At 72.7% G+C, this 23,807-nt stretch carries 21 protein-coding genes; 13 read left to right on the top strand and 8 right to left on the bottom strand.

The genetic code is table 11. The features are described from left to right. Positions 1-30: 30 nt before the first annotated feature. Positions 31-618 (bottom strand): TetR/AcrR family transcriptional regulator, encoded by a 588-nt coding sequence (locus Q6350_RS05185; protein WP_305065629.1) that lies wholly within the window; start codon positions 616-618, stop codon positions 31-33. 98 nt (positions 619-716) lie between these two features. Here Q6350_RS05185 and Q6350_RS05180 point away from each other — a divergent pair, with 98 nt between their 5' ends. Together Q6350_RS05180 and Q6350_RS05175 are read left to right on the top strand one after the other, a co-directional pair. Beyond that, positions 717-1,115 carry a DUF1304 domain-containing protein gene (locus Q6350_RS05180; RefSeq protein WP_305065627.1) on the top strand — a complete coding sequence of 133 codons (399 nt, stop codon included), beginning with the start codon at positions 717-719 and terminating at the stop codon, positions 1,113-1,115. A 45-nt stretch (positions 1,116-1,160) separates the two neighbouring features. Continuing rightward, on the top strand, positions 1,161-2,177 hold the full coding sequence (locus tag Q6350_RS05175) for an NADP-dependent oxidoreductase (protein WP_304606358.1): 1,017 nt from the start codon (positions 1,161-1,163) through the stop codon (positions 2,175-2,177). 40 nt (positions 2,178-2,217) lie between these two features. Here Q6350_RS05175 and Q6350_RS05170 read toward each other — a convergent pair whose 3' ends face one another. From Q6350_RS05170 to Q6350_RS05150, 5 genes are all read right to left on the bottom strand, one after another. Next, positions 2,218-3,084 carry a metal ABC transporter permease gene (locus Q6350_RS05170; protein WP_304606359.1) on the bottom strand — a complete coding sequence of 289 codons (867 nt, stop codon included), beginning with the start codon at positions 3,082-3,084 and terminating at the stop codon, positions 2,218-2,220. Then, entirely contained in the window at positions 3,081-3,839 is a 759-nt protein-coding gene (locus Q6350_RS05165) for a metal ABC transporter ATP-binding protein (RefSeq protein WP_305065624.1), read from the bottom strand. The genes Q6350_RS05170 and Q6350_RS05165 overlap by 4 nt, the downstream gene beginning before the upstream one ends. Continuing rightward, positions 3,836-4,786, bottom strand: a complete 951-nt coding sequence (locus Q6350_RS05160) for a metal ABC transporter substrate-binding protein (RefSeq protein ID WP_171246253.1) — start codon at positions 4,784-4,786, stop codon at positions 3,836-3,838. The genes Q6350_RS05165 and Q6350_RS05160 overlap by 4 nt, the downstream gene beginning before the upstream one ends. Positions 4,787-4,902: 116 nt before the next feature. Continuing rightward, entirely contained in the window at positions 4,903-5,163 is a 261-nt protein-coding gene (locus Q6350_RS05155; RefSeq protein WP_304604760.1) for a GlsB/YeaQ/YmgE family stress response membrane protein, read from the bottom strand. Between the two features lie 48 nt (positions 5,164-5,211). Further along, on the bottom strand, positions 5,212-7,995 hold the full coding sequence (locus Q6350_RS05150; RefSeq protein ID WP_304606361.1) for an HAD-IC family P-type ATPase: 2,784 nt from the start codon (positions 7,993-7,995) through the stop codon (positions 5,212-5,214). A gap of 130 nt (positions 7,996-8,125) precedes the next feature. On the opposite strand from Q6350_RS05150, the gene Q6350_RS05145 reads away from it, so the two are divergent. The 4 genes from Q6350_RS05145 to Q6350_RS05130 all read left to right on the top strand — a co-directional run bounded on the left by Q6350_RS05145 (position 8,126) and on the right by Q6350_RS05130 (position 11,638). After that, positions 8,126-9,835 (top strand): FAD-dependent oxidoreductase, encoded by a 1,710-nt coding sequence (locus Q6350_RS05145; RefSeq protein WP_304606362.1) that lies wholly within the window; start codon positions 8,126-8,128, stop codon positions 9,833-9,835. Positions 9,836-9,864: 29 nt separating this feature from the next. Next, a complete protein-coding gene (locus Q6350_RS05140; RefSeq protein WP_305065621.1) occupies positions 9,865-10,137 on the top strand; it encodes a metal-sensitive transcriptional regulator in 273 nt (90 codons plus the stop codon). Between the two features lie 25 nt (positions 10,138-10,162). Further along, positions 10,163-10,330: a hypothetical protein gene (locus Q6350_RS05135; protein ID WP_305065619.1), complete on the top strand. Its 168-nt coding sequence runs from the start codon at positions 10,163-10,165 to the stop codon at positions 10,328-10,330. Positions 10,331-10,471: 141 nt separating this feature from the next. Continuing rightward, positions 10,472-11,638, top strand: coding sequence for a winged helix DNA-binding domain-containing protein (locus Q6350_RS05130; protein ID WP_304604764.1), 1,167 nt, complete (start codon positions 10,472-10,474; stop codon positions 11,636-11,638). A 19-nt stretch (positions 11,639-11,657) separates the two neighbouring features. Here Q6350_RS05130 and Q6350_RS05125 read toward each other — a convergent pair whose 3' ends face one another. Then, complete coding sequence (locus Q6350_RS05125; protein WP_304604765.1) at positions 11,658-12,668, bottom strand: LacI family DNA-binding transcriptional regulator; 1,011 nt, start codon at positions 12,666-12,668, stop codon at positions 11,658-11,660. Positions 12,669-12,796: 128 nt separating this feature from the next. Here Q6350_RS05125 and Q6350_RS05120 point away from each other — a divergent pair, with 128 nt between their 5' ends. From Q6350_RS05120 to Q6350_RS05100, 5 genes are read left to right on the top strand one after another with little or no spacing between them, the layout of a single operon-like run. After that, the gene (locus tag Q6350_RS05120; protein WP_305065745.1) at positions 12,797-14,836 is read left to right on the top strand and encodes a beta-galactosidase; all 2,040 of its coding nucleotides are present in this window, start codon (positions 12,797-12,799) and stop codon (positions 14,834-14,836) included. After that, positions 14,833-15,762, top strand: coding sequence for a carbohydrate ABC transporter permease (locus tag Q6350_RS05115; protein WP_304604766.1), 930 nt, complete (start codon positions 14,833-14,835; stop codon positions 15,760-15,762). Before Q6350_RS05120 ends, Q6350_RS05115 begins: the two co-directional genes overlap by 4 nt. 2 nt (positions 15,763-15,764) lie before the next feature. Then, positions 15,765-16,658 carry a carbohydrate ABC transporter permease gene (locus Q6350_RS05110; RefSeq protein WP_246246840.1) on the top strand — a complete coding sequence of 298 codons (894 nt, stop codon included), beginning with the start codon at positions 15,765-15,767 and terminating at the stop codon, positions 16,656-16,658. Between the two features lie 50 nt (positions 16,659-16,708). Continuing rightward, positions 16,709-18,049, top strand: a complete 1,341-nt coding sequence (locus tag Q6350_RS05105; protein WP_305065614.1) for an ABC transporter substrate-binding protein — start codon at positions 16,709-16,711, stop codon at positions 18,047-18,049. Then, positions 18,046-20,187 carry an alpha-galactosidase gene (locus Q6350_RS05100; RefSeq protein ID WP_305065612.1) on the top strand — a complete coding sequence of 714 codons (2,142 nt, stop codon included), beginning with the start codon at positions 18,046-18,048 and terminating at the stop codon, positions 20,185-20,187. Before Q6350_RS05105 ends, Q6350_RS05100 begins: the two co-directional genes overlap by 4 nt. Before the next feature lie 19 nt (positions 20,188-20,206). Here Q6350_RS05100 and Q6350_RS05095 read toward each other — a convergent pair whose 3' ends face one another. Next, on the bottom strand, positions 20,207-21,817 hold the full coding sequence (locus Q6350_RS05095; protein WP_305065610.1) for an Ig-like domain repeat protein: 1,611 nt from the start codon (positions 21,815-21,817) through the stop codon (positions 20,207-20,209). Positions 21,818-22,029: 212 nt separating this feature from the next. On the opposite strand from Q6350_RS05095, the gene Q6350_RS05090 reads away from it, so the two are divergent. Then, positions 22,030-22,998, top strand: a complete 969-nt coding sequence (locus Q6350_RS05090; protein ID WP_171246572.1) for an ATP-binding cassette domain-containing protein — start codon at positions 22,030-22,032, stop codon at positions 22,996-22,998. After that, complete coding sequence (locus tag Q6350_RS05085; RefSeq protein ID WP_171246573.1) at positions 22,995-23,801, top strand: ABC transporter permease; 807 nt, start codon at positions 22,995-22,997, stop codon at positions 23,799-23,801. The genes Q6350_RS05090 and Q6350_RS05085 overlap by 4 nt, the downstream gene beginning before the upstream one ends. Positions 23,802-23,807: the final 6 nt, after the last annotated feature.

The following is a 23,807-nucleotide window of genomic DNA, read 5'->3' as shown; positions in this document are numbered from 1 at the left end:
CACCTGATGCCCGATATCGGGCAGGAATCGCTATGTCGGCTCGGCCTCGAGCAGGCCGAGGGCGCCGTCCAGCGCGCTGACGGCCCCGGCGGGGTCGACCCGCACGGTGGCGAAGGCGCTGACCACGAGCGCGGTGCACAGGTCCGCGACACGCTCACGCTCGACGGCGCCCCGGTCGGTGAACCGGGCGTCCACGCCGCGCCCCAGCGCGGAGCGCAGCTCGGCCCGGTAGGCGGCGACGGTCCGGCGGACGGTCTCGTCGCGGGAGATCGGCGACCCGGAGGTGTTGACGAGCAGGCACCCGCTGTCCGCCTGGATCGAGTCGGCGCGCAGGAGCGCCGACCGCAGGCCCACGACGTAGTCGACGACCGCGTCCGGGCCGACGGGGTCGGCGACGAGGGGGCGCAACCGGGGACGCACGACGTCGTCGAGGTAGGCCTGCACGGCGGCGTCGAAGACGCCGCGCTTGGACCCGAAGGCGTGGTACAGGCTCGAGCGGTTCAGCCCGGTGGCCTGCTCCAGGGTGGGGACGGAGGTCGCCTCGTACCCGGACCTCCAGAACACGCCGAGCGCGGCGCGCACCACCTCGTCGGTCTCGAAGGTCTGCGCCCTACCCATGCCACGCTCCCGGTTTGCTGCAACGATCGTTCCACTATACGTTGTGGAACGAGCAGTGCAGAACGACCGTGCCGTCCACCGACCGAGGAGCGACCCCGATGATCGTCACGGGACTGGTCCTGGCCGGCCTCGCCGCCGCACTGCACGTCTACATCTTCTGGCTGGAGTCCTTCGCCTGGACCACCCGGGCGCGCGCCGTGTTCGGCACGACGGCGGACCAGGCGGCCGCGACCCGCGAGCTCGCCTTCAACCAGGGGTTCTACAACCTGTTCCTCGCGATCATCGCCGTGACCGGCATCGTCCTGACGCTGCTGACCGGAGCGTCCGACGACCCGAGCCCGGCCGGCGCGTCGCTCCTCCTCGCGGGCACCGGCGCGATGACGGCGGCGGCCCTGGTGCTCCTGGTCTCCTCGCCGGACAAGCGCCGCGCCGCCGTCACCCAGGGCACGCTGCCGCTGCTCGCCGTCGTCGCCGTGACGGCGGCCCTCCTCTCCTGACCCACCGACCGACCGCAGCACCCCACCCTTCTCGGGAGTTCCACCATGTCCCAGGCCACCTCCACCCAGATCCAGCTCGCGGCCCGCCCCACGGGCTGGCCCACCGCGGAGACCTTCCGCACCGTCGAGGTCACCTACGGCGACCTCGAGCCCGGCCAGGTCCGCGTCGCCAACGAGTACGTGTCCGTCGACCCCTACATGCGCGGTCGGATGAACGACGTCAAGAGCTACGTCCCGCCGTTCGCGCTGGACGAGACCATGACCGGCGGCGCCGTCGGCCGGGTCGTCGAGTCCGCGTCCGACGACGTCCCCGTCGGCGCCCTGGTGCTGCACCAGTACGGCTGGCGCGACGTCGTCCAGGAGGACGCCGGCGGGTTCCAGGTCCTGCCCGAGATCCCCGGCGTCCCGTCGTCCCTCTACCTCGGCATCCTCGGCATGACCGGCCTGACCGCCTACGTCGGTCTCACCGCGATCGCCGACCTGCGCGAGGGCGACACCGTGTTCGTCTCGGGTGCCGCCGGTGCCGTCGGCACGGCCGTCGGCCAGATCGCGCGCCTCCTCGGCGCGGGACGCGTCATCGGCTCCGCGGGCTCGGCCGAGAAGGTCGAGCTGCTCACCAGCCGGTACGGCTACGACGCCGCGTTCAACTACAAGGACGCCCCCGTGCGCGAACAGCTGCGCGAGGTCACCCCGGACGGCGTCGACGTGTTCTTCGACAACGTCGGCGGCGACCACCTCGAGGCGGCGCTGGACCGGATGAACACCGGCGGACGGATCGCCCTGTGCGGCGCCATCTCGCAGTACAACGACACCGAGCGCACGCCCGGCCCGGACAACCTGGCGAACGCGATCACGCGGGGACTGACGCTGCGCGGCTTCACGCTGGGCGGCTACCTCGACCACGCGCCCCGGTTCCGCGAGCTGATGACCGGCTGGTTCTCCGAGGGGAAGATCGCCTACGACGAGACCGTCGTGGACGGCATCGAGAACGCACCGCAGGCGTTCCTCGACATGATGAGCGGCGGCAACGTCGGCAAGATGCTGGTCCGCACCGGCGCCTGAGACCCCTCCGTGGGCGGGCACCCCGGTGCCCGCCCATCGGTCAGGCCCGCACGCCGGCCGGGACCGACCGCGCCCGCCACCGACGCAGCGGGCCGTACCGCGGGCTGGTCAGCAGCACCACGGTGAACACCGCCCCCTGCACCAGCACGACCATCCCGCCCGAGGCGGCGTCGAGCCAGTACGACAGGTAGATCCCGACGATCGAGGACAGCGCCGAGATCGTCGGCGCCAGCACCAGCATCCGTCCGAACCGCTGGGTGAGCAGCGACGCCGTCGCCCCGGGGATGATGAGCATCGCCACGACCAGGATCACGCCGACCACCTGCAGCGTCACGACGGCGGTCAGGGCGAGGACCCCGAGCAGCAGGGCGCTGAGCCGGCGCGTCGACAGCCCGATGGCGTGGGCGTGGGTGGGGTCGAAGGCGAACAGCACGAGGTCGCGCCGCTTGACCAGCAGCACCGTCGAGCCGACGACGGCGAGCGCGAGCACCTGCGCCAGCTCGACCGACGAGATCCCCAGGACGTTGCCGAAGATGATGTGGCTCAGGTCGGTCTGGCTGGGCGTCACCGAGACGAGCACCAGCCCGAGGGCGAACAGCGTCGTGAAGACGATGCCGATCGCGGCGTCCTCCTTGACCCGGCCGGAGTCGCGCACGGCACCGATGAGCACCACGGCCAGCCCGCCGAAGACGAGCGCACCCAGCGCGAACGGGGCTCCCAGGATGTAGGCGATGACGACGCCGGGCAGCACGGCGTGCGAGACGGCGTCGCCCATGAGCGACCAGCCGACGAGCACGAGCCAGCAGGACAGCAGCGCCGCGACGACGGCGGCGACCGTCGTCGTGACGAAGGCCCGGACCATGAAGTCGTAGGACAGCGGTTCGAGGAGCAGGTCGAGGAGGGTCACGAGGCCTCCCCTCCGAGCGCGTCCAGCGGCACCTCGAGACCGAAGGTCCGCGCCAGGTGGTCCGGTTCCAGCGCCTCGGCGACCGACCCGTGGAACAGCACCCGGCGCAGCAGCAGGACCGCCTCGTCGGCGAGCTGCGGCAGGGCGTGCAGGTCGTGGGAGGAGACCAGGACCGTCCGTCCGTCCGCGGCGAGCTCGCGCAGCAGGCGCACGATCGTGGCCTCGGAGCGCTTGTCCACCCCCGCGAAGGGTTCGTCGAGCAGTAGCAGGCGCGCGTCCTGGGCGATGCCGCGGGCCACGAAGGCGCGTTTGCGCTGGCCGCCGGAGAGCTGGCCGATCTGACGGTCGGCCAGGTCCGTCAGCTCGACCCGGTCGAGCGCCTCGGCGACGGCCTCCCGGTCGGCGGGGCGAGGGCGGCGCGTGAGGCCGAGGTGGCCGTAGCGTCCCGTCATCACCACGTCGTGCACGGAGACCGGGAAGCCCCAGTCGACCGCCTCCGTCTGGGGCACGTAGCCCACCAGACCCTGGCGCCGGGCGCGGGCGGGGGTGCCGCCCGCGACCCGTACCCCGCCGTGCGTGACGTCGACCATGCCCATGAGGGCCTTGAACAGCGTGGACTTGCCGGAACCGTTCATCCCGACCAGCCCGCAGACGGTCCCGGCGCCCACGCGCAGGGTCACCCCGTCGAGGGCCAGCACGTCCCCGTAGCGGACGGTGACGTCGTCGGCCTCGATCACCGGGGCCGGCTCCGTCACGAGCCGGCCCCGTCGCCCGCCGCGGCGCCGGTCAGGCCCGCGACGATGAGGTCGGCGTCGTGCCGCACCAGCTCCAGGTAGGTCGGCACGGGCCCGTCGGGCTCGGAGAGCGAGTCCACGTAGAGCGTGCCGCCGAACCGGGCGCCCGTGGCCTCGACGACCTGCTGCATCGCCGCGTCGGAGACGGTGGACTCGCAGAACACGGCGGGCACGTCGTTCGCCCCGACGAACTCGATGACGTCGGCGACCTGCTGCGGCGTGGCCTGCTGCTCGGCGTTGACCGCCCACAGGTACTGCTCGCTGAGCCCGGCGTCGCGGGCCAGGTAGGAGAAGGCGCCCTCGCAGGTGACCAGCGCCCGCTGCTCGGCGGGCAGGGTCTCCAGCGCCGCGACGAGGTCGTCCTGGACCGCCTGGAGCTCGGCGTCGTAGGCCTCGGCGTTCGCGGCGAAGTCCTCGGCGTGCTCGGGCGCGAGGTCGGAGAACGCGTCGACCATGGTGTCGACGTAGGTCTGGACGTTCAGCGGGCTCATCCAGGCGTGCGGGTTCGGGGTGCCGGCATAGGCGTCCTCGGCGATGTCGAGCACCTCGACCCCCTCGGAGACGACGACGTGCGGGGCGTCGGCGTCCTGGACGAACTGGCCGAACCACGCCTCGAGGTTCAGCCCGTTGTCGAGGATCAGGTCGGCGTCGGCGGCGCGTCGCACGTCCCCGGGCGTGGGCTCGTACCCGTGGATCTCGGCGCCGACCTTGGTGATGGACTCGACGCGCAGGTGGTCACCGGCGACGTTCTCGGCGATGTCGGCCAGCACGGTGAACGTGGTCAGCACCACGGGACGGTCGTCCCCGTCGGCGGCCTGGCCGGTCGGCACGGCGCACCCGGCGAGCAGCGCCGCGGCGGCCGCCAGGGAGAGCGCTGATCCGGAGGTCCGCGTCAGAGTTTTCGGCATACCGAAAACTGTAGTTCATGGACCGCCGCGCGCTCCAGCCCCGACGACCGACGGGGTGCCGCCGTCCGCCCGGAGGCGTCGGCGGCACCCCGTCCCGGTGCGGTGGGTCCGGCGGTTCAGCGGCGACCGGCACCCGCCACGATCGCGACACCGATCGCCGCGAGCCCGATCTGGAAGGCCAGCTCGATCCAGTCGATCCCGCCCGTGTCGGCCACCCCGACGAGGCTGGCGAGCCAGGTGCCGATCAGCGCGGCCACGATGCCGACGAGGATCGTGGCGATGATCGAGATGTTCTGCTTCCCGCGCACCACCAGTCGACCCAGGGCGCCGATGACGGCGCCGATGATGATGGCGGTGATGATCCCGGTCACTTCCATGCGCGGTTCACTCTCCAGGGTCGAACGGTGGGCCGGACACCAGTGAACCTAGGACACGTCGGACGACGGTGCATGTTCGGGACGTGGCCGCGAGCGACCGTGCCGCCGCCCCCACCACTTCGCTCCCTCGACGAGGACGAACACCACCGCGGCCAGCGCGGCCGCCACGGCCCAGTCGGCCGGGCCGATGGGCGCCGAGCCGAACCACGTGTGCATGAACGGCGCGTACACGAACGCCGCCTGGAGCAGCAGCAGCACCGCGACCGAGATCCACACCGCAGGGTTCCCGCGCAGCACGTCGACGGTCAGGCTGGAGCGGTCCAGCAGGCGGCAGTTGAACAGGTAGGCGAGCTGGCCCAGGGCGAGCATCGTCACCGCCACGGTCTGCGCCTCGGGCACAGGCACGCCGGACGCCCGGGCCGTGTAGAAGAGGAACAGGGTCGCGCCGCCGATGAGCAGGGAGACCAGCACGACCCGCCGCAGCAGCACGCCGTCGAGGATCGGGGTGTCGGCCGGGCGCGGCGGGCGGGCCATGATGTCGCGCTCGGCGGGCTCGTAGGCCAGGGCGAGGGTCAGGGTGATCGCCGTGATGAGGTTGATCCACAGCACCTGGACCGGTTCGAGCGGCAGCGCGAGACCGAACAGCACCGCCACCAGCATCACCAGCGACTCGGCACCGTTGGTGGGCAGCAGGAACAGCACCGACTTGCGGATGTTGTCGTAGATCCGCCGCCCCTCCTCCACCGCCCGCTCGATGGTGGCGAAGTTGTCGTCGGCCAGCACGACGTCCGCCGCCTCCTTCGTGGCCTCGGTGCCCTTGATCCCCATCGCGACGCCGACGTCGGCCTGGGTCAGCGCCGGGGCATCGTTGACCCCGTCGCCGGTCATGGCCACGACCTCGTCATGGGCCTGCAGCGCCGAGACGATGCGGATCTTGTGCTCGGGGCTGGTGCGGGCGTACACGTGGACGTCCCGCACGACGGCGCGCAGTTCCGCGTCGCTCATCGCCTCCAGCTCGGCGCCGGTCAGCACCGCGGTGTCGCCGATGCCCATCTCGCGGCCGACGGAGATCGCCGTGCCGGCGTGGTCGCCGGTGATCATCGTGACCTGGACCCCGGCGTCGCGGCAGCGGGCGATGGCGTCGACGGCCTCGGGACGGGGCGGGTCGAGGATCCCCACCAGCCCGCACAGCTCCATGCCGCCGTCGACGTCGGGCACGTCGACCTCGGTCGCGCCGTCCGGCGCGGCGGAGCGTGCGGCGGCGAGCACGCGGAGCCCCTGCTCACCGAGCGCGTCGATCTGCGCGTCCCAGAACGCGCGGTCCAGCGGCTGCGCCGAGCCGTCCGGACCGACCTGGGTCGTGCAGCGGTCCAGCACGTGGTCCGGGGCGCCCTTGAGGTGCACGTGCAGCAGGCCGTCCGGGTCCTCGTCGAGGGTGACCATGAACTTCGTGTCCGACTCGAACGGCACCAGGTCGACGCGACGCCACCCGGCCGGCTCGATCCCGGCCTTGTGCCCGAGGGAGCGCAGCGCACCCTCGGTGGGCTCGCCGACCAGGGCCCAGCCGCCCTCGTCGGAGCCGTCCGGGACGATGCGGGCGTCGTTGCAGAGCATCATGACCTCGGCCACGGCCACGAGGTCCGGGTCGGCGTCCGGGTCGACCGGGCGGCCGCCGTGGTCCGGGGCGAGCTCCACCACCCCGTGCGGGGCGTAGCCCGCCCCCGAGACCAGGAAGGACCGCGCGGCGGTGCGGACGGTGCGCGCGGTCATCTCGTTCTTGGTCAGCGTGCCGGTCTTGTCCGAGCAGATCGTCGTCACGGACCCGAGCGTCTCGACGGCCGGCAGCTTGCGCGTGATCGCGCGGCGTCGCGCCATCTGCTGCACGCCCAGAGCGAGCGTGATCGTCACGAGGGCGGGCAGCCCCTCGGGCACGGCGGCCACGGCGAAGCCGATCGAGGCCGAGATCAGCTCGTCCACGCCGAACCCGTGCACGAACCGGCCGACGGCCACCATGACCAGGGCCATCGCGACGATCCCGGCCGCGAGGATCTTGCCGAACCGGTCCAGCCGTCGGGTCAGCGGCGTCTCCAGGGCCTGGACCTCGGAGATCATCGTCTGGATCCGGCCGATCTCGGTCGCCCGCCCGGTCGTGGTGACGACGCCGACCCCCTGGCCCGCGGCGACCAGCGTGCCGGAGAACAGCATGTCGGTGCGGTCCCCGATGCCGGCGCCCTCGGGCACGGCGTCCACGCCCTTGTCCGCGGGCACCGACTCACCGGTCAGCGCGGACTCGTCCACCCGCAGGTTGGTCGCGCGCAGCAGGCGCACGTCGGCCGGCACCCGGTCGCCGGACCCCACGCGCAGCAGGTCCCCGGGCACGACGTCGTCCGCCCCGATCTCGGTCCAGGCGTCGTCGCGCCGCACCTGGGCCGAGGCCGACAGCATCCGCCGGATGCCCTCCAGGGCCTTCTCCGCCCGGCCCTCCTGGACGAAGCCGACGGCGGCGTTGATCACCGCGACGGCGAGGATGACGGTCACGTCGACCCAGTCGGCGAGGAAGGCCTTGAGCACCGCCGCCACGAGCAGGATCTCGATGAGCACGTCGTCGAAGTGGACCGCCACCCGCTTCCACAGGGGGTCGCGCTGCACGGTGGACAACCGGTTCGGCCCGACCGCCTCCAGCCGGTCGGCGGCCTCCTCGGCGCTCAGGCCCGCGTGCCCGGACCCCAGGGCGGCCAGCACCTCCGCGGGCGGTGACGACCAGGGCGCCTCGGGCGGCGACGGGACGGCTGTGCCGACCGCGGCCGGACCGAGATCCGACGGGGATCCCATACCTCCATCTCACCGCCGATCCGCGACTCCCGCGAGACGACCACCGGGCGGGCGTACCCTGGATCGTGGTGACGAGGCCCACGCGGACGTCATCTTGATGCGATACCCCAAGGGGTATATTCTCGCAGCCATGAAGATCGTCATCGTGGGTGGGGTCGGCGGCGGCATGAGCGCGGCGGCCCGGGCTCGGCGGCTCGACGAGAGCGCCGAGATCGTCGTGCTGGACCGCAGCGAGCACGTCTCGTGGGCGAGCTGCGGGCTCCCCTACCACGTGGGTGGGGAGATCGCCGAGGCCGACGAGCTGCTCGTCCAGACCCCGGAGAAACTCCGCGCCGCCCTCGACCTCGACGTGCGCACGCGGCACGACGTCGTCGGCCTCGACCCCGAGGCACGCCGGCTCACGGTGCTGACCGACGACGGCACGGACACGGTCGACTACGACGCCCTGGTGCTCTCCCCCGGTGCCAAGGCCGTGCGCCCGCCCCTCGACGGGATCGACTCGGCACGGGTGCACACGCTGCGTTCCATCGGTGACGCCACCTCGCTGCGCGAGCGCATCGACGCCGGGGCGGGACGCGCCGTGGTCCTCGGGGCCGGCTTCATCGGCCTCGAGGCGGCCGAGACGCTCGCCGCCCGCGGCCTGGACGTCACCGTCGTCGAGCTGTCCTCCCACGTGCTGCCCCCGCTGGAGCACGAGGTCGCCTGGCGGGTCACCGCTGAGCTCGAGCGGATCGGCGTCACGGTACGCACCGGCCTGGGCGCGTCCAGCATCGAGCAGGGCGCCGACCACGACACGGTCGTCCTCGCCGACGGCACCCGCCTGCCCGCCGACGTCATCGTGCTGTCCGTCGGCGTCCGCCCCGACACCGCCGTGTTCGAGAAGGCGGGGATCGCCACCGAGCGCGGTGCGATCGTCGTCGACGACCACGGCCGCACCAGCACCGACGGCATCTGGGCCGTCGGCGACGCGGTCACCAGCACCGACGCCGTCACCGGGGTGCGCCGCCCGGTCGCGCTGGCCGGTCCGGCCAACCGCGCCGGCCGCCTGGTCGCCGACGACATCCTGCGGCCCGGGACCGCCCGGCCGGTGCCGCCCACCGTCGGCACCGCCGTCGTGCGGGTCGGCGAGATGACCGCGGCGGCCACCGGCGCGACGCGTGCCGACCTGCGGGCCGCGGACGTCTACTTCCAGACCCTGCACCTGCACCCCGGCCACCACGTGGGTTGGTTCCCCGGTGCGGAGCAGATCCACATGATGATCCACTTCCGGGCCGGCGACGGCGTGCTGCTCGGCGCCCAGGCCGTCGGCCGCGCCGGCGTGGACAAGCGGATCGACGTGCTCGCCACCGCCGTGCGGGCCGGGATGACCGTGGCCGACCTCATCGACCTCGACCTCGCCTACGCCCCGCCGTACGGGGCGGCCAAGGACCCGGTGAACCTCGCCGGGATGGCCGCCAGCAACGTGCTCGACGGCACCCTGCGGATCTGGCACGTCGACCAGCTCGAGGAGGTCCGGCGCGACACGCTCGTCCTGGACGTCCGCAGCCGCGACGAGTTCGCCACCGGGCACATCCCCGGTTCGCTGAACATCCCGCACACCGAGCTGCGCGAGCGGCTCGACGAGGTCACCGCCGCGGCGTCCGGACACCCGGTCCGCGTGCTGTGCGCCTCGGGCGTGCGCTCCAACATCGCCCACCGCGTGCTGTCGCAGGCCGGGTTCGACTCGGCCTCGCTGTCCGGCGGCATGCTCACGCTGCGCGCCGCCCTCGGCGCCACCGCTGACGACCTGCTCATCAGCACCGCACCCGCCGCGTCCACCGAGTCCAGCCCCGTGGGCTGAACCGCACCTTTCCCGAGAGGACCTGACCGATGTCGACCCAGGACGCTGCCGCCCAGCGCAAGATCGTCAACCGGCTCAAGCGCGCCCGCGGCCAGCTCGACGCGCTCATCACCGCCGTCGAGGACGGCCGGAGCTGCCGTGACGTCGTCATGCAGCTCTCCGCCGTCGCCAGCGCGCTCGACAAGGCCGGCTACGCCGTCGTCGCGAACGCGATGCAGGAGTGCCTCGTCGACCCCGACCACACCACCGAGGACGGGCTCACGCCCGCCGAGCTCGAGAAGCTCTTCCTCACCCTCGCCTGACCCGGACCCGAAGGAGAACGACCCCATGTGCTACCCCGCCACCTGCTCCACCTGCGGCAAGACGACGTGGAGCGGCTGCGGCCAGCACGTCGCCGACGTGCGCCGCTCCGTGCCCGCCTCCCAGTGGTGCGACGGGCACGCCGAGGCCCCGCGCGGCGGCGGGAGCTTCTTCTCGCGCCTCTTCAACCGCTGAGACGGCGACCGGCCGGCCCTCGACCTCACCCGGGTCGGGGGCCGGCCGCGTCGCGTCCGCACCGCGCTGCTGCGGATCGGCCGGTGGCCACGGCGGGCGTCCGGCTTGCCGGTGACGCCGCGCCGGGCCAGTCTCGACGTCATGCGTCTGGACCGGACCGGGCTCGGTCGTGCCACGCTCGCCCGTCAGCTCCTGCTGGAGCGGGCGGACGCGTCCGTACCGGACGCCGTCCGCCGGGTGGGCGCGCTGCAGGCGCAGGAACCCGCCGGGCCGTACCTGGCGCTCTGGAACCGCGTCGCGGGGTTCCGCCCGGACGACCTGGACGCCGCCTTCGCCTCCGGCACGGTGGTGCGCGCCACCCTGATGCGGGTCACGCTGCACGCCGTCCACCAGGACGACTGGGCGGCGTTCCACCACGCGATGACGCATCCGCTGCGCGGCTCCCGGCTGAACGACCGACGTTTCGCCCCGGCCCGGCTGACCCCCGCCGAGGCCGACGAGGTGCGGGACGCCGTGCTGGCCTTCGCCGACCGGCCCCGGACCCAGGACGAGATCGTCACCGAGCTGAGCCGCCTGCTGGACGACGAGCGGGCACCCGCCACCTGGTTCGCGCTGCGGACCCTGGCCCCGCTCCACCACGTCCCGAGCGGGGCACCGTGGTCCTTCAGCCCGCGCGAGCGGGTCTACCGCGCCGGCGCCCGGACCGCCGCGAACGAGCCGCCGGCGGGGGACGACCCCGCCGTGGTGCACCTGCTGCGGCGCTACCTCGCCGCCTTCGGCCCCGCCACCGAGGCGGACTTCGCCCGGTTCACGATGCTGCGCAAGCCCTGGACCGGGCCCGCGGTCGAGACCCTGCGGCCGGAGCTCGTCGAGATCGACGGGCCCGACGGCGTCACCCTGCTGGACCTGCCGGACGCCCCGCGGCCCGCCGCCGACACCCCCGCTCCCCCACGCCTGCTGGGCATGTGGGACAGCCTCCTGCTCGCCCACGCCGACCGGACCCGGGTGGTGCCCGAGGCGTTGCGCGGTCACGTCGTGCGCCGCAACGGCGACACCCTGGCGACCGTCCTCGTGGACGGCCGCGTCACCGGGTTCTGGCGGGCGACCGACGACGGGATCGACGCGGCCGTCGTCGAGCCGCTGCCCGACCGGGTCTGGTCCGCGCTGGCCGCCGAGGCGGCCTCGCTGCAGGAGCTGCTGGCCGACCGCGAGCCCGCGGTGTTCCGCCGCTACCGGCGGTGGTGGGACGAGCTGCCGGCCGTCGAGGTGCGCCGGCTCGCGGACGCCCGGGACGCGGCCGTGCGCTGAACGCCGGGCACCGTCCGGGTCAGGCGGAGTCCCGCCAGACGATCTCCGTCGGCAGCGTGACGTCGTGCGCCTCGTGGCCGCCGAGCTGGTCGAGCACGAGCCGCGCCGCGGCCCGGCCCATGTCCCGCGCCGGCTGCCGCACCGTGGACAGGTGCGGCGTGCTGCGCGTCGCCCAGGCGCTGTCGTCGAAACCGACGAGGCCGACGTCCTCGGGCACCCGGCGCCCGCATGCCCGCAACGTCTCCAGCGCTCCGGCCGCGACCGCGTCCGACGCGGCGAAGACGCCGTCGAGCGCGGGCTCCCGGTCCAGCAGCTCGGCCATGCCGGCCACGCCGGCCTGGTACGAGTAGAGCGGGTCGTCGACGACCAGACGCGGGTCGAAGCGGTCGCCGAGGGCCTGCTGGAACCCCTCGAGCCGGTCGGCGCCGGAGTCGCGGTCCAGGGCGCTCGCGAGCATGCCGACCCGCCGGCGCCCCGTGGCGAGGAGTCGTTCCGTGATCTGCCGCGCAGCGGTGCGGTTGTCGATGCGGACGTGCGGGACCGACGCGCGCCCGGCCGGGTGGCCGACGAAGGCCGCCGGCAGGCCGAACTCCACGATCGCGTCGGCGACCGTGTCGTCGGACCGGGCGGACACCAGGACGGCGCCGTCGACGAACCCCCCGCGCAGGTAGCCGGACACGCGCTTCGCGTCCCGGTCGGAGTCGACGACGAGCACGACGAGCTGGTGGTCGGCGTCGGCGACGACCTCGTTCGTGCCGAGCAGGATGGACCCGATGTTGGGGTCCTCGAGGAAGAGCTGGTGCGGCTCGTGGACCACGAACCCGACCGCCCACGTCTTGCTCCGCGCCAGGTTGCGCGCCGCGGTGTTGCGGACGTACCCGACCTCGGCGATCGCCGCCTCGATGCGCGCGCGGGCGTCCGCGGAGACGTACCCGGCGCCGTTGAGCACGCGGGAGACGGTGCCCCGCGAGACCCCCGCCTGCGCCGCGACGTCGTGCACCGTCGCCCGGGTGCGGCGTGGGGAGGTCATGCCGACATCGTATCGTTCCAATCCGTGTGTGCACGTGGACACACCACGTCGCAGCATGTATCGTCAACGAGTGTGTGCACGTGCACACACAGTTTCTTCGAGGACGAGGATCGGCAGTCGACGTGGACATGCGTACTCACCAGGGACGACCTGGTCTCCCGCGCCCCGGGATCGCGTTCGGGGGCGACTACAACCCCGAGCAGTGGTCCCGCGAGACGTGGGAGCAGGACGCCCGGCTCATGCGCGAGGCCGGCGTCGACCTCGTCGCCGTCAACGTGTTCGGCTGGGCCGAGATCGAACCCGCGCCCGGGGTGCACCGCTTCGACGACCTGGACACCGTCCTGGACATCCTGCACGCGCACGGTGTGGCGGTGAACCTCGGCACCGGCACCTCGACACCCCCGCCGTGGCTCACCACCGCGCACCCCGAGATCCTGCCCGTCACCCGGGAGGGCGTCACCGTCAGCCCGGGCGGCCGCCAGGCCTGGTGCCCCAGCTCGCCGGTCGTGCGCGAGCACGCGATGCGGCTCGTGGAGACCGTCGCCGACCGCTACGCCGACCACCCGGCGCTCGCGATGTGGCACGTGTCCAACGAGCTCGGCTGCCACAACGCGCTGTGCTACTGCGACGAGTCAGCACGCGACTTCCGGCGCTGGCTCGCGGAGCGCTACGGCACCGTCGACGCGCTCAACGAGGCCTGGGGCACGAGCTTCTGGAGCCAGCGCTACGGGTCGTTCGACGAGGTCCTCCCCCCGCGCCACGTCGAGTCCCCGGAGAACCCGACCCAGATGCTCGACTTCCGGCGGTTCAGCTCGGACACGCTGCTCGACTGGTACGACGCCGAGGCCGCGATCCTGCGGGAGCGCAGCACGGCGCCGGTCACCACGAACTTCATGGTCGCGGCCCACATCGACACCCAGGACTACTGGGACTGGGCCGACCACATGGACGTCGTCGCCAACGACCACTACCTCGACCACCGCCTGCCGGACCCGTGGGGCGAGCTCGCCTTCACCGCCGACGCCACCCGCGGGCTGGCGGGCGGGCGCCCCTGGATGCTCATGGAGGCCGCGGCGGGCGCCGTCAACTGGCAGCCGCGCAACATCGCCAAGCGGCCCGGTGAGCTCGAGCGCATGGTCCTCTCCCACGTCGCCCGTGGCGCGGACGCCGTCTGCTTCTTCCAGTGGCGCGCCTCGCGCGCCGGGGCCGAACGCTTCCACTCCGCGCTCCTGCCGCACGCGGGCACCGACTCCGCGCAGTGGCGCTCCACGGTCCGGCTCGGCGGGATGCTCGACGCGCTCGACGAGGTCACGGGATCGGTGCTGCGGGCCGACGTGGCGCTCCTGTTCGACTGGCAGGCGTGGTGGGCGGCCGACCGTCCCGGCCACCCCACCGGGGACGTGCGCTACCTCGACGAGGTCCACGCGATGCACGCCGCGCTGCGCCGGGCCGGCGTCGCCGTCGACGTCGTGCGCCCCGGCGACGACCTCGAGGGGTACCGGCTCGTGGTGGTGCCCACCCTGTACCTCGTCACGGACGCCGCGGCCGCGGAGGTCGACCGGTTCGTGGCCGACGGCGGCACGGCCCTGGTCACCTACTTCTCCGGCATCGTCGACGAGCACGACCACGTCCGCCTGGGCGGCTACCCGGGGGCGTTCCGCGACGTGCTCGGGGCGCGCTCGGACGAGTTCTTCCCGCTGCAGGCGGGCGAGACCGTGTCCCTCGACGACGGCCGCCGCGCGAGCGTGTGGACCGAGCGCCTCGAGGCCCGTGGGGCGGAGGTGCGGGCACGCTTCGCCGACGGCCCCGTCGCCGGGTCCCCGGCCCTCACCCGACACCGGTACGGCGGCGGCGCCGCCTGGTACGTGGCGGCCCGCCTCGACGACGCCGGGCGCCAGGACCTCGTCACGGAGGTCCTGGCCGACGCCGACGTCCCGCCCGTGCTGCCCGGTGCCGGCGGCGACGTCGACGTCCTGCGCCGCACGGCCGACGACGCCTCGTACGTGTTCGTCGTCAACGGCTCGGACGAACCCTTCGTCGCGCAGGTCAAGGGCACCGAGCTCCTGACCGGCCACGACGCGACCGAGCACCACGTGGCCCCGGGCGACGTCGCCGTCGTCCGCGAGCACCCGCAGGACTCCCGACCGACCTCGGAGGAGGACGCATGACCACCACCGGACCGGCCGCCACGGCGGCCCGCACGACCCGCGGCGCACCGGCGCGCCGACGGCGGTCGTCGCACGGCGGCGCCGTGGCCGTCCTCGTGTCGCCGTTCCTCGTGCTGTTCGCGCTCTTCTACCTCGCACCGATCGCGTACGCGGCCTACCGCTCGTTCTTCGTCGTCGAGCGGGAAGGGACCTTCGGCGCGGCGACCGAGGTCTTCGGCGGGTTCGCCCAGTACCGGCAGGTGTTCGAGAACGACGCCTTCTGGGCGTCGCTGGGCCGGGTGCTGCTCTTCGGCGTCGTGCAGGTCCCGGTGATGCTCGGCATCGCGCTGCTGCTGGCCCTGCTCATCGACTCGACCCTGGTCAAGGGCAAGCGGTTCTACCGGCTGGCGTTCTTCGCGCCCTACGCGGTGCCGAGCGTGATCGCGGCGATCATGTGGGGCTTCCTCTACTCGCCCAGCCTCTCGCCGTTCGAGGTCGTCACCAGCAACGTGGACCTGCTCGGCAGCTCGCTGGTGCTGTGGTCGATCGCGAACGTCGTGACGTGGGTCTACATCGGCTACAACATGCTGATCATCTACTCCGCCCTGCAGGCCATCCCGCAGGACATCTACGAGGCCGCGCGGATCGACGGCGCCGGGCAGCTGCGTATCGCCCTGTCGGTGAAGATCCCGCTGGTGATCCCGGCGCTCGTGCTCACCGGCGTGTTCTCGATCATCGGCACGCTGCAGCTCCTCACCGAACCGCAGGTGTTCCGGACGTTCACGACCTCGGTCAGCTCCACCTTCACGCCGAACCTGCTGGTCTACACCACCTCGACGGTGCCGAACTTCAACCTTGCCGCAGCGTTCTCGGTGGTGCTCGCACTGCTGACGTTCGTGCTGTCGTTCGTCTTCCTGCGGCTGACGCAGAGGAGGGCCTTCCAGTGAGCATGCTGACCCGGACCGCGGGGTACGGCCCCGAGAACGCGCGCACCCGCACGGTGCGCGAGCCGCTCATGTCCCGGATGGCCGCCACCCTCGTGATGGCCGTGTTCACCCTGTACTTCCTCATCCCGCTGTGGTGGCTGTTCGTCGCCTCGACGAAGTCGCGCGGCCAGATGGCGTCGACGGCGGGCCTGTGGTTCGCCGACTGGCAGCTCTGGGAGAACCTGCAGTACGTCTTCACGTACGACGGCGGCGTCTACCTGCGCTGGCTGGCCAACGCCGTCCTGTACGCCGGCGTCGGTGCGCTGCTCGGCACCCTGCTGGCCTCCATGTGCGGCTACGCCCTGGCCAAGTACGCGTTCCGCGGGCGGAACCTGCTCTTCAACGTGATCCTCGGCGGCGTGCTCGTGCCCGTCACGGCGCTCGCGCTGCCGCTGTTCCTCATCTTCTCGGCGGTGGACCTGACGAACACGTACTGGGCGGTGTTCCTGCCGAGCCTGGTCAGCCCGTTCGGGGTCTACCTGTCGCGGATCTACGCGGCGGCGAGCGTCCCGGGCGAGCTGCTCGAGGCGGCGCGCCTCGACGGCTCCGGGGAGGTGCGGACCTTCTTCACCGTCTCGATGCGACTGATGGCGCCCGCGCTCGTCACCGTCTTCCTGTTCCAGTTCGTGACCATCTGGAACAACTTCTTCCTGCCCCTGGTCATGCTCTCCGACGACAAGCTCTACCCCGTCACGCTCGGGCTGTACGCCTGGAACTCCCAGACCAACGCCGTGCCCGAGCTGCGCACCGCCGTCGTCGTCGGGGCGTTCGTGGCCGTCGTCCCGCTCATCCTCGCCTTCCTCGGGCTCCAGCGCTTCTGGCGCAGCGGCCTCGCGGCCGGCGGTGTCAAGGCATGACCGCGCCGAGACACGACCTGCACCACCCACCCCGTTCAAGGAGGAACACCATGTCCCGTCGACACCTGGTCCGCGCGAGCGCGGCCACCGTCGCCGCCACCGCGATGCTCGCCGCCTGCTCCGGCGGCAGCGGCGACACCACCGACGGCGGCGGCGAGGAAGCCGCCGCCTGCGAACCGACGGACGGTCAGGTCGAGCTGACCTACACCGGGTGGGTCCCCGGCATGGAGGCCGCCGTCGAGATCTGGAACGAGAACAACCCCGACATCCAGGTCACCTACAACTCCGGTCCGGCGGGCAACGCCGGCACCTACCAGGACTTCTTCAACCAGCTCGAGGCGGACGAGGCGCCCGACCTCGGCCAGATCGAGTTCGACACGCTGCCGAACTTCCGGGTGCAGGACGGCCTGGTCGACATCGGCGCCTGCGAGGGCGTCCTCGACGCCGGCGACCAGTTCGTGGACTGGACCTGGCAGCAGGTCACGTTCGGCGAGGAGGGGTCGGTCTACGCGATCCCGCAGGACACCGGCCCGATGGCGATGTTCTACCGGGCCGACCTGTTCGAGGAGGCCGGCATCGAGGTGCCGACCACCTGGGACGAGTACGCCGAGGCCGCGCAGGCCATCCGGGACGAGGGCTCCTACATCACCCACTTCCCGCGCACCGACGTCAACTGGTTCGCCGGCCTCGTGTGGCAGAACGACGGCCAGTGGTTCAGCAACGACGGCGACGCCTGGACCGTCGACCTGACCGGCCCGGAGTCCACCGAGGTCGCCGAGTACTGGCAGGGCCTCATCGACGACGACCTGGTCAAGGACACGGCCGGGTTCTCCGACGAGTGGAACAACGAGCTCAACACCGGTGAGCTGTGGACCTGGGTCAGCGCCGTGTGGGGCAGCAACTCGATCTCGTCCGGTGCCCCCGACACCGCCGGCGACTGGGCCGTGGCGCCGATGCCGCAGTGGGAGCCCGGCGCGAACGCGGCGGGCAACTGGGGCGGTTCGACCGTCGCCGTCCTGCAGGGCAGCGAGCACCCGTACGAGGCCGCGCAGTTCGCGCTGTGGCTCAACACCTCCGAGGAGGCGCTGACCACGCTCAACCAGGAGGGCGGTCTCTACCCCGCGACGACGGCCGGTCTCGAGCTGCCGGCGCTGCAGGAAGGTCTCGAGTTCTACGGCGGCCAGGCGATCTTCGACGTCTTCGCCGAGGCGGCCGCGGGCACGGACCCGAACTTCACCTGGGGTCCGACCATGGCGCAGACGTACAACGACGTGGCCGACGGGTTCGGTGCCGCCCTCGGCGGGTCGGGCACCCTGACCGACGCGCTGGAGTCGGGTCAGGAGGCCACGATCCAGACGCTGCAGTCGCAGTCCATCCCGGTGGCGGAGTGACCTCCTCCACCCCCGGGGTGCACCACCTGCGTGCCGCGGGCTCGAGCCTCGTGCTCGACGCCCGCGGCACGCGGGTGCCCGTCGTCGTCCACTGGGGCACCGACCTCGGCGCGCTCGACGACGCGGCGCTGGAGGCGTTCGCCGACGCCCAGGTGCCGGCCGTCACGGCGAGCGCCGTCGGCGCCCCGCTGCGGACGACGCTCGTGCCCACGTCCTCGGACGGCTGGCAGGGCTCACCCGGTCTGTCGGGCTGGCGGCCCGGGGAGTCGGGGTCGGCCGCCCGGCACCCGCACCTGCGGCACACCGGGACGACGGCGACCCCGTCGTCGCTGCAGGTCGGCCTGAGCGACGAGAAGGCCGGGATCGAGGTCGTGGTCACCCTCGGCCTCGACGAGCACGGCGTCCTGGAGTCCACGACGTCACTCACCAACACCGGGCGCGACGACTACGTGCTGGACCACCTCGCGTCCTCCCTCCCGCTGCCCGACCGGGCGGACGAGGTGCTCGACCTCACCGGACGCTGGTCCGGCGAGCGGCGACCGCAACGCGCCCCGCTGCGCGAGGGAACCTGGTTCCGCGGCGCGCGGCACGGTCGCCCCGGGCACGACGCACCGACCGTGACGGTGGTCGGCACGGCGGGGTTCGGCTTCCGCACCGGGGAGGTCTGGGCCGTCCACCACGCGTGGTCCGGGGACAGCGCGCTCCGCGTCGAACGCCTGCCCAGCGCCCGCACCGTCGTCGGCGCCGGGGAGCTGTGGGGTCCCGGGGACGTCGTCGTCGCCGCCGGGGAGACGTACACGTCCCCGCGCACCCTCGCGTGCTGGTCCGACCAGGGCCTCGACGGCGTCTCGGCACGGTTCCACGACTGGGTGCGGGCGAGGCCGGGCCGGGTACGCAGCCCGCGGCCCGTCACGCTCAACACCTGGGAGGCCGTCTACTTCGACCACGACCTCGGGCGGCTGCGGGAGCTGGCCGACCTCGCCGCCGTCACCGGCGTCGAGCGGTTCGTGCTCGACGACGGCTGGTTCCGCGGCCGCCGGGACGAGCGCCGGGGCCTCGGCGACTGGACCGTGGACGAGGACGTCTGGCCCGCCGGCCTGCACCCGCTCGTCGACCACGTGCGGGGCCTGGGCATGGGGTTCGGGCTGTGGATCGAGCCGGAGATGGTCAACGCCGACTCCGACCTCGCGCGCGAGCACCCCGACTGGGTCCTGCGGGGCACGACCCACCGTGACCCGATCCCGTGGCGGTTCCAGCAGGTGCTCGATCTCGCGAACCCGGACGCCTGGACCCACGTGCGGGACGCCCTCGTGGCGCTCCTGGAGGAGTACCCGATCGAGTTCCTCAAGTGGGACCAGAACCGGGACGTGCTCGACGCGCCCTCCCGGCCCCAGGTGCTGGCGACGCGCCGGCTCATGGACGAGCTCCGCGCCCGCTTCCCCGGCCTGGAGATCGAGTCGTGCTCCTCCGGCGGCGGCCGGGTCGACCTCGACGTGCTGGACCGCGCCGACCGGGTGTGGGCCTCGGACACGAACGACGCCCTGGAACGCCAGGCCGTGCAGCGCTGGACCGGTCTGCTCGTGCCGCCCGAGCTGGTGGGCTCCCACGTCGGGGCCGACCGGGCGCACACGACGGGCCGGGTGCACGACCTCGAGCTGCGCCTCGTGACCGCGCTGTTCGGGCACTCCGGGCTGGAGACGGACCTGACGCGTCTCGACGGGGACGATCTCGCGGCGATCACCCGCTGGACGGCGCTCGTGCGCGAGCTGCGGCCGCTCGTGGCCGGCGGACGCACCGTCCGGGCGGACCGGCCGGACGAGGACACGTGGGTGCACGGCGTGGTGTCCCCCGACGCCGCGGAGGCGGCCTTCGCGGTGGTCACCCGGTGGTCCTCGGGCCCGGCGGTGCCCGCACCGCTCGTCCTGCCCGGTCTCGACCCCGCCACCACCTACCGGTTGGAACGGGTCGAGCTGACCGGTCCCCCGCTGGCGGTCGGCGAGACGCTGCCGCCGTGGTGGGTCGCCGGGTCGGTCACCCTGCCCGGATCGGTGCTGGGCAGCACCGGGCTGCCGCTGCCGCCGCTGGCACCCGAGCAGGCCGTGCTGCTGCGCGTTCACGCGACCGCGTCGTCCCTCTGACGCCGTGCGGGGGGTCGTGTCAGGACACGGTGAAGTACAGCGGCACCTTGACCGACCTCTTCTTCGTCGCGGTGCCGACGTAGACGACCTTCAGGTAGTGGTGCCCCGGTTCGACCGATGCGGGCAGCGAGACCGTGCGCGAGCCGTCGTGCTTCTTCCTCAGCCGCACCGTCTTGACCGTCACGCCGTCCACCTTGAGCTTGACCTTGCCCGTCAGGGCGACGTTCGACGGCGAGCTCAGGCGGAACCGGACCTTGACCTGCTGGGGACGGTGGACGGTCGTGTCGAGGATGCTCGCCCGCAGCTTCGTCCTGGCCTTGTACACCCGCACGGTGCGGTACCGCACCGTCTTCTCGTAGACGGTGTCACCGGTGTAGACGACGCGGAGCGTCGTGCGTCCGACCGGGAGCTTCTTGCCCCAGATCCGCACGACGACCTCGCCCGAGTCGTCGAGAGTCCCGGTCCCGACGCGCGTCGTTCCGCGGTACACCTTCACCGTGCCCGTCGGGACGGCGTCGGGCCAGTAGTTGTCGGCGCTGTGGACGGCGACACGGAGCTTGTGCGGACGGCCCCACTGGAAGGTCCGGGCCGTGGCGCGCTCCACGCCGATCACCGCCGGGTTCCGCACGACCTCCAGGTCCAGCGTGGCGCTGGCGTCCTCGACGAACGGCGAACCCGTCAGCCTCGCCGTGAGCGTCCGGCGGCCCGGAGGCACGTCGTCGGCCGCGAGGGTGAAGACGGTGGCGCCGAGACCCATGCCGGCGACGTCCTGGGTCTGCAGCAGCCGGTCCCCGTCGTACAGGGACATCGTCCCGTCGATCGGCCAGGAGAAGTCCATGAAGGCGGCCACCTCCCACGTCCCCCCGGCGGTGTTCATGACTCCTTGCTGGACGTCGTTGGACCAGATGTGCAGCGGCAGCCGGGCCTTGCCGACGGTGAGCGTCCCGGTGGCCCGCGTGATCTGGACGTCGCCGGCGCTGTAGTAGGTCACCTCGTAGGCGTGCGTGCCGGGGACCTCCGCCGGCACGTGGACGACGCCCGTGCCCCCCGAGACGGCAGCGTCCCGCGGACGCATCCCCGGGTCGTCCCAGGTCACCACCGCGCGTCCGTCCGGCTGGTCGGGGTCGTCGACCAGCAGGTCGGGCGGCGTCGCGACGTCGACCGTGAAAGGCACGACGTCGCCGTAGGCGGCCTGCTGCGGGGCGTCCACGGCCATGACCCCCGGTACGTCGCCCTCCACGACGTCCAGGGTCCCGGTCCACTCCGAGGGCCGATAGGTGGAGTCGCCCACGAACCGGACACTGACCTCGTGCGGTCCGGGCAACGACGGCGGAGGATCGACGACCAGCTCGGAGGAGGGCCAGCGCGTCCGCAGGACCATGTCGCCGTCCACCAGCACCGCGACCGGGCCGCCGATGGAGCGACCGCCCTCGTCGGTGACCCGCACGTCGAGCACGAATCCCCCGCCCGGCCTCCAGACGAAGTTGGTGTCCTGCTCGACGACCACCACCGAGGCCTCGCGTTCGTCGTCAGCCGCGGAGGCCGGGACGACGAGCATCGTGAGCAGACCGAGGGCAATGGCGACCGCCATCGCCACGGTGCGGGTCAGGGCGGTGAAACCGCTGGTCATCGGAGTGATCTCCCGTCACCGTCGTCGATGTCCGGGACAGTACAGGGATCCGCCGCGCCCGTCCAGGACATGTTCAGGCTCCGGTCAACCAGCGGTCAGGCGGGCAGTCCAACGCTCCCGCGCCCTGACCACGGGACGCTCGTCGGCGCCCGTTCGAGAAGCGGATCGTGTGATCACTCAGCACACTGAGTGCAGCCGCCCCGAGGAGCCCCATGAGCGAGACCGCGATCGTCACGCGCGCCATCGAACGACGTTTCGGCGACAACGTCGCCGTCGCCGGCGTCGACCTGACCGTCCACGAGGGCGAGATGTACGGGTTCCTGGGGCCGAACGGCGCCGGGAAGTCGACGCTCACCCGCCTGCTGTGCACCCTGCTGGCGCCGACCGGCGGCACGGCGACGGTCGCGGGCCACGACGTCGTGCACGAGCCCACCGCGGTCAGGCTGCGCATCGGCGTCGCGCTCCAGGAGGCGGCGCTCGACGACAAGCAGACCGGCGTCGAGATGCTCCGCCTGCAGGGCCGCTTCTACGGGCTCACCGCCCGGGAGACCACCCGTCGCGTGGCCGAGCTCCGCGAACTCATCGACATCGGCGACGCGCTGGACGACCGGGTGGGCACGTACTCCGGCGGCATGAAGCGCCGGCTCGACCTCGCGCTCGCCCTCATCCACAACCCGCGGATCCTCTTCCTGGACGAGCCCACCACCGGACTCGACCCCATCAGTCGCGCCACGGTCTGGGCCGAGGTGCGCCGCCTCAACCGTGAGCTCGGGGTCACCGTGTTCCTCACGACCCAGTACCTCGAGGAGGCGGACGCGCTCGCCGACCGGGTCGGCATCATCAACCGCGGCGAGCTGGTCGCCGAGGGCACCCCGGGCGAGCTCAAGCGTTCCATCGGCACCGACGTCCTGGTGGTGGAGGTCGGCGACCAGGTCGAGAACGCCCGCACGACGCTCCGGACGCTCGACGCCGGCACCGGCATCGGTGGCGTCGAGACGGACGGCACCTCCCTCATGGTCTCGGTGGACGACGGCGCACGCGCCGTCAGCCCCGTGGCCCTCGCGCTCGACCGTGCGGGCATCACCGTCCAGCAGCTCGCGCTGCGTCACCCGACCCTCGACGACGTCTTCTTCCGGGTGACCGGTCACCGCATCCAGGACGACGAAGGAGAGGCCCCATGAGCACCGACACCGCCGTGCGCGACGATCCGGTCTCGGCCCGACCCGCCGGGTTCTGGCGTGACCTGCTGTCCGTCGCGATCCGCGCGCTCCGGCAGATCCCCCGGGAGCCGGAGGCGATCATCCCCGCCCTGGTCATCCCGCTGTTCTTCTTCGTGGTCAACGTCGGCGCGCTCGGCGACGTCGCGACGTTCACCGGCGTCGACGACTTCAAGGCCTTCCAGATCCCCGTGGCGATCATCTTCGCCGTGACGGGCGTGTCGCGGGCCAGCGCCCTGGTCACCGACATCACCGGCGGCTACTTCGACCGGCTGCTCGTCACGCCCATGCACCGCACCTCGCTCCTGCTGGGCCTGATGGTCGCCGACCTCGCGCTGGTCGTCGCCCTGTCGGTGCCGGTGCTCGTCCTCGGCTTCGCCCTCGGCGTCCAGTTCGCCACCGGTGCCGCAGGTGTCCTGGTCTTCCTGCTCCTCGCCGGCCTGTGGGGGCTGGCCTTCACCGGGTTCCCCTACGCCATCGCGCTGCGCACGGGGAACCCAGCGGCGGTGAACTCCAGCTTCCTGCTGTTCTTCCCGTTCGCGTTCCTCACCACCACGTTCCTGCCGCTGGACGCCCTGACCGGGTGGCTGGCGACCATCGCCCAGTTCAACCCCGTGACGTATCTCCTCGCCGCGCTGCGGTCGCTCATCATGGAGGGCTGGGACGCGACCGCGCTCTGGCAGGGCCTCGCGGCGATCGCCGTCGTCGGCGTCCTGAGCTTCGTGCTGGCGTTCCGCGCGCTGCAGGGCCGCACCGCCCGCACGTGACGGGTA

This window comes from Isoptericola sp. b515 (assembly GCF_030588125.1).
GTDB classification, from domain to species: Bacteria; Actinomycetota; Actinomycetes; order Actinomycetales; family Cellulomonadaceae; genus Isoptericola; species Isoptericola sediminis.
This window is presented reverse-complemented; position numbering and strand designations above follow the sequence as displayed.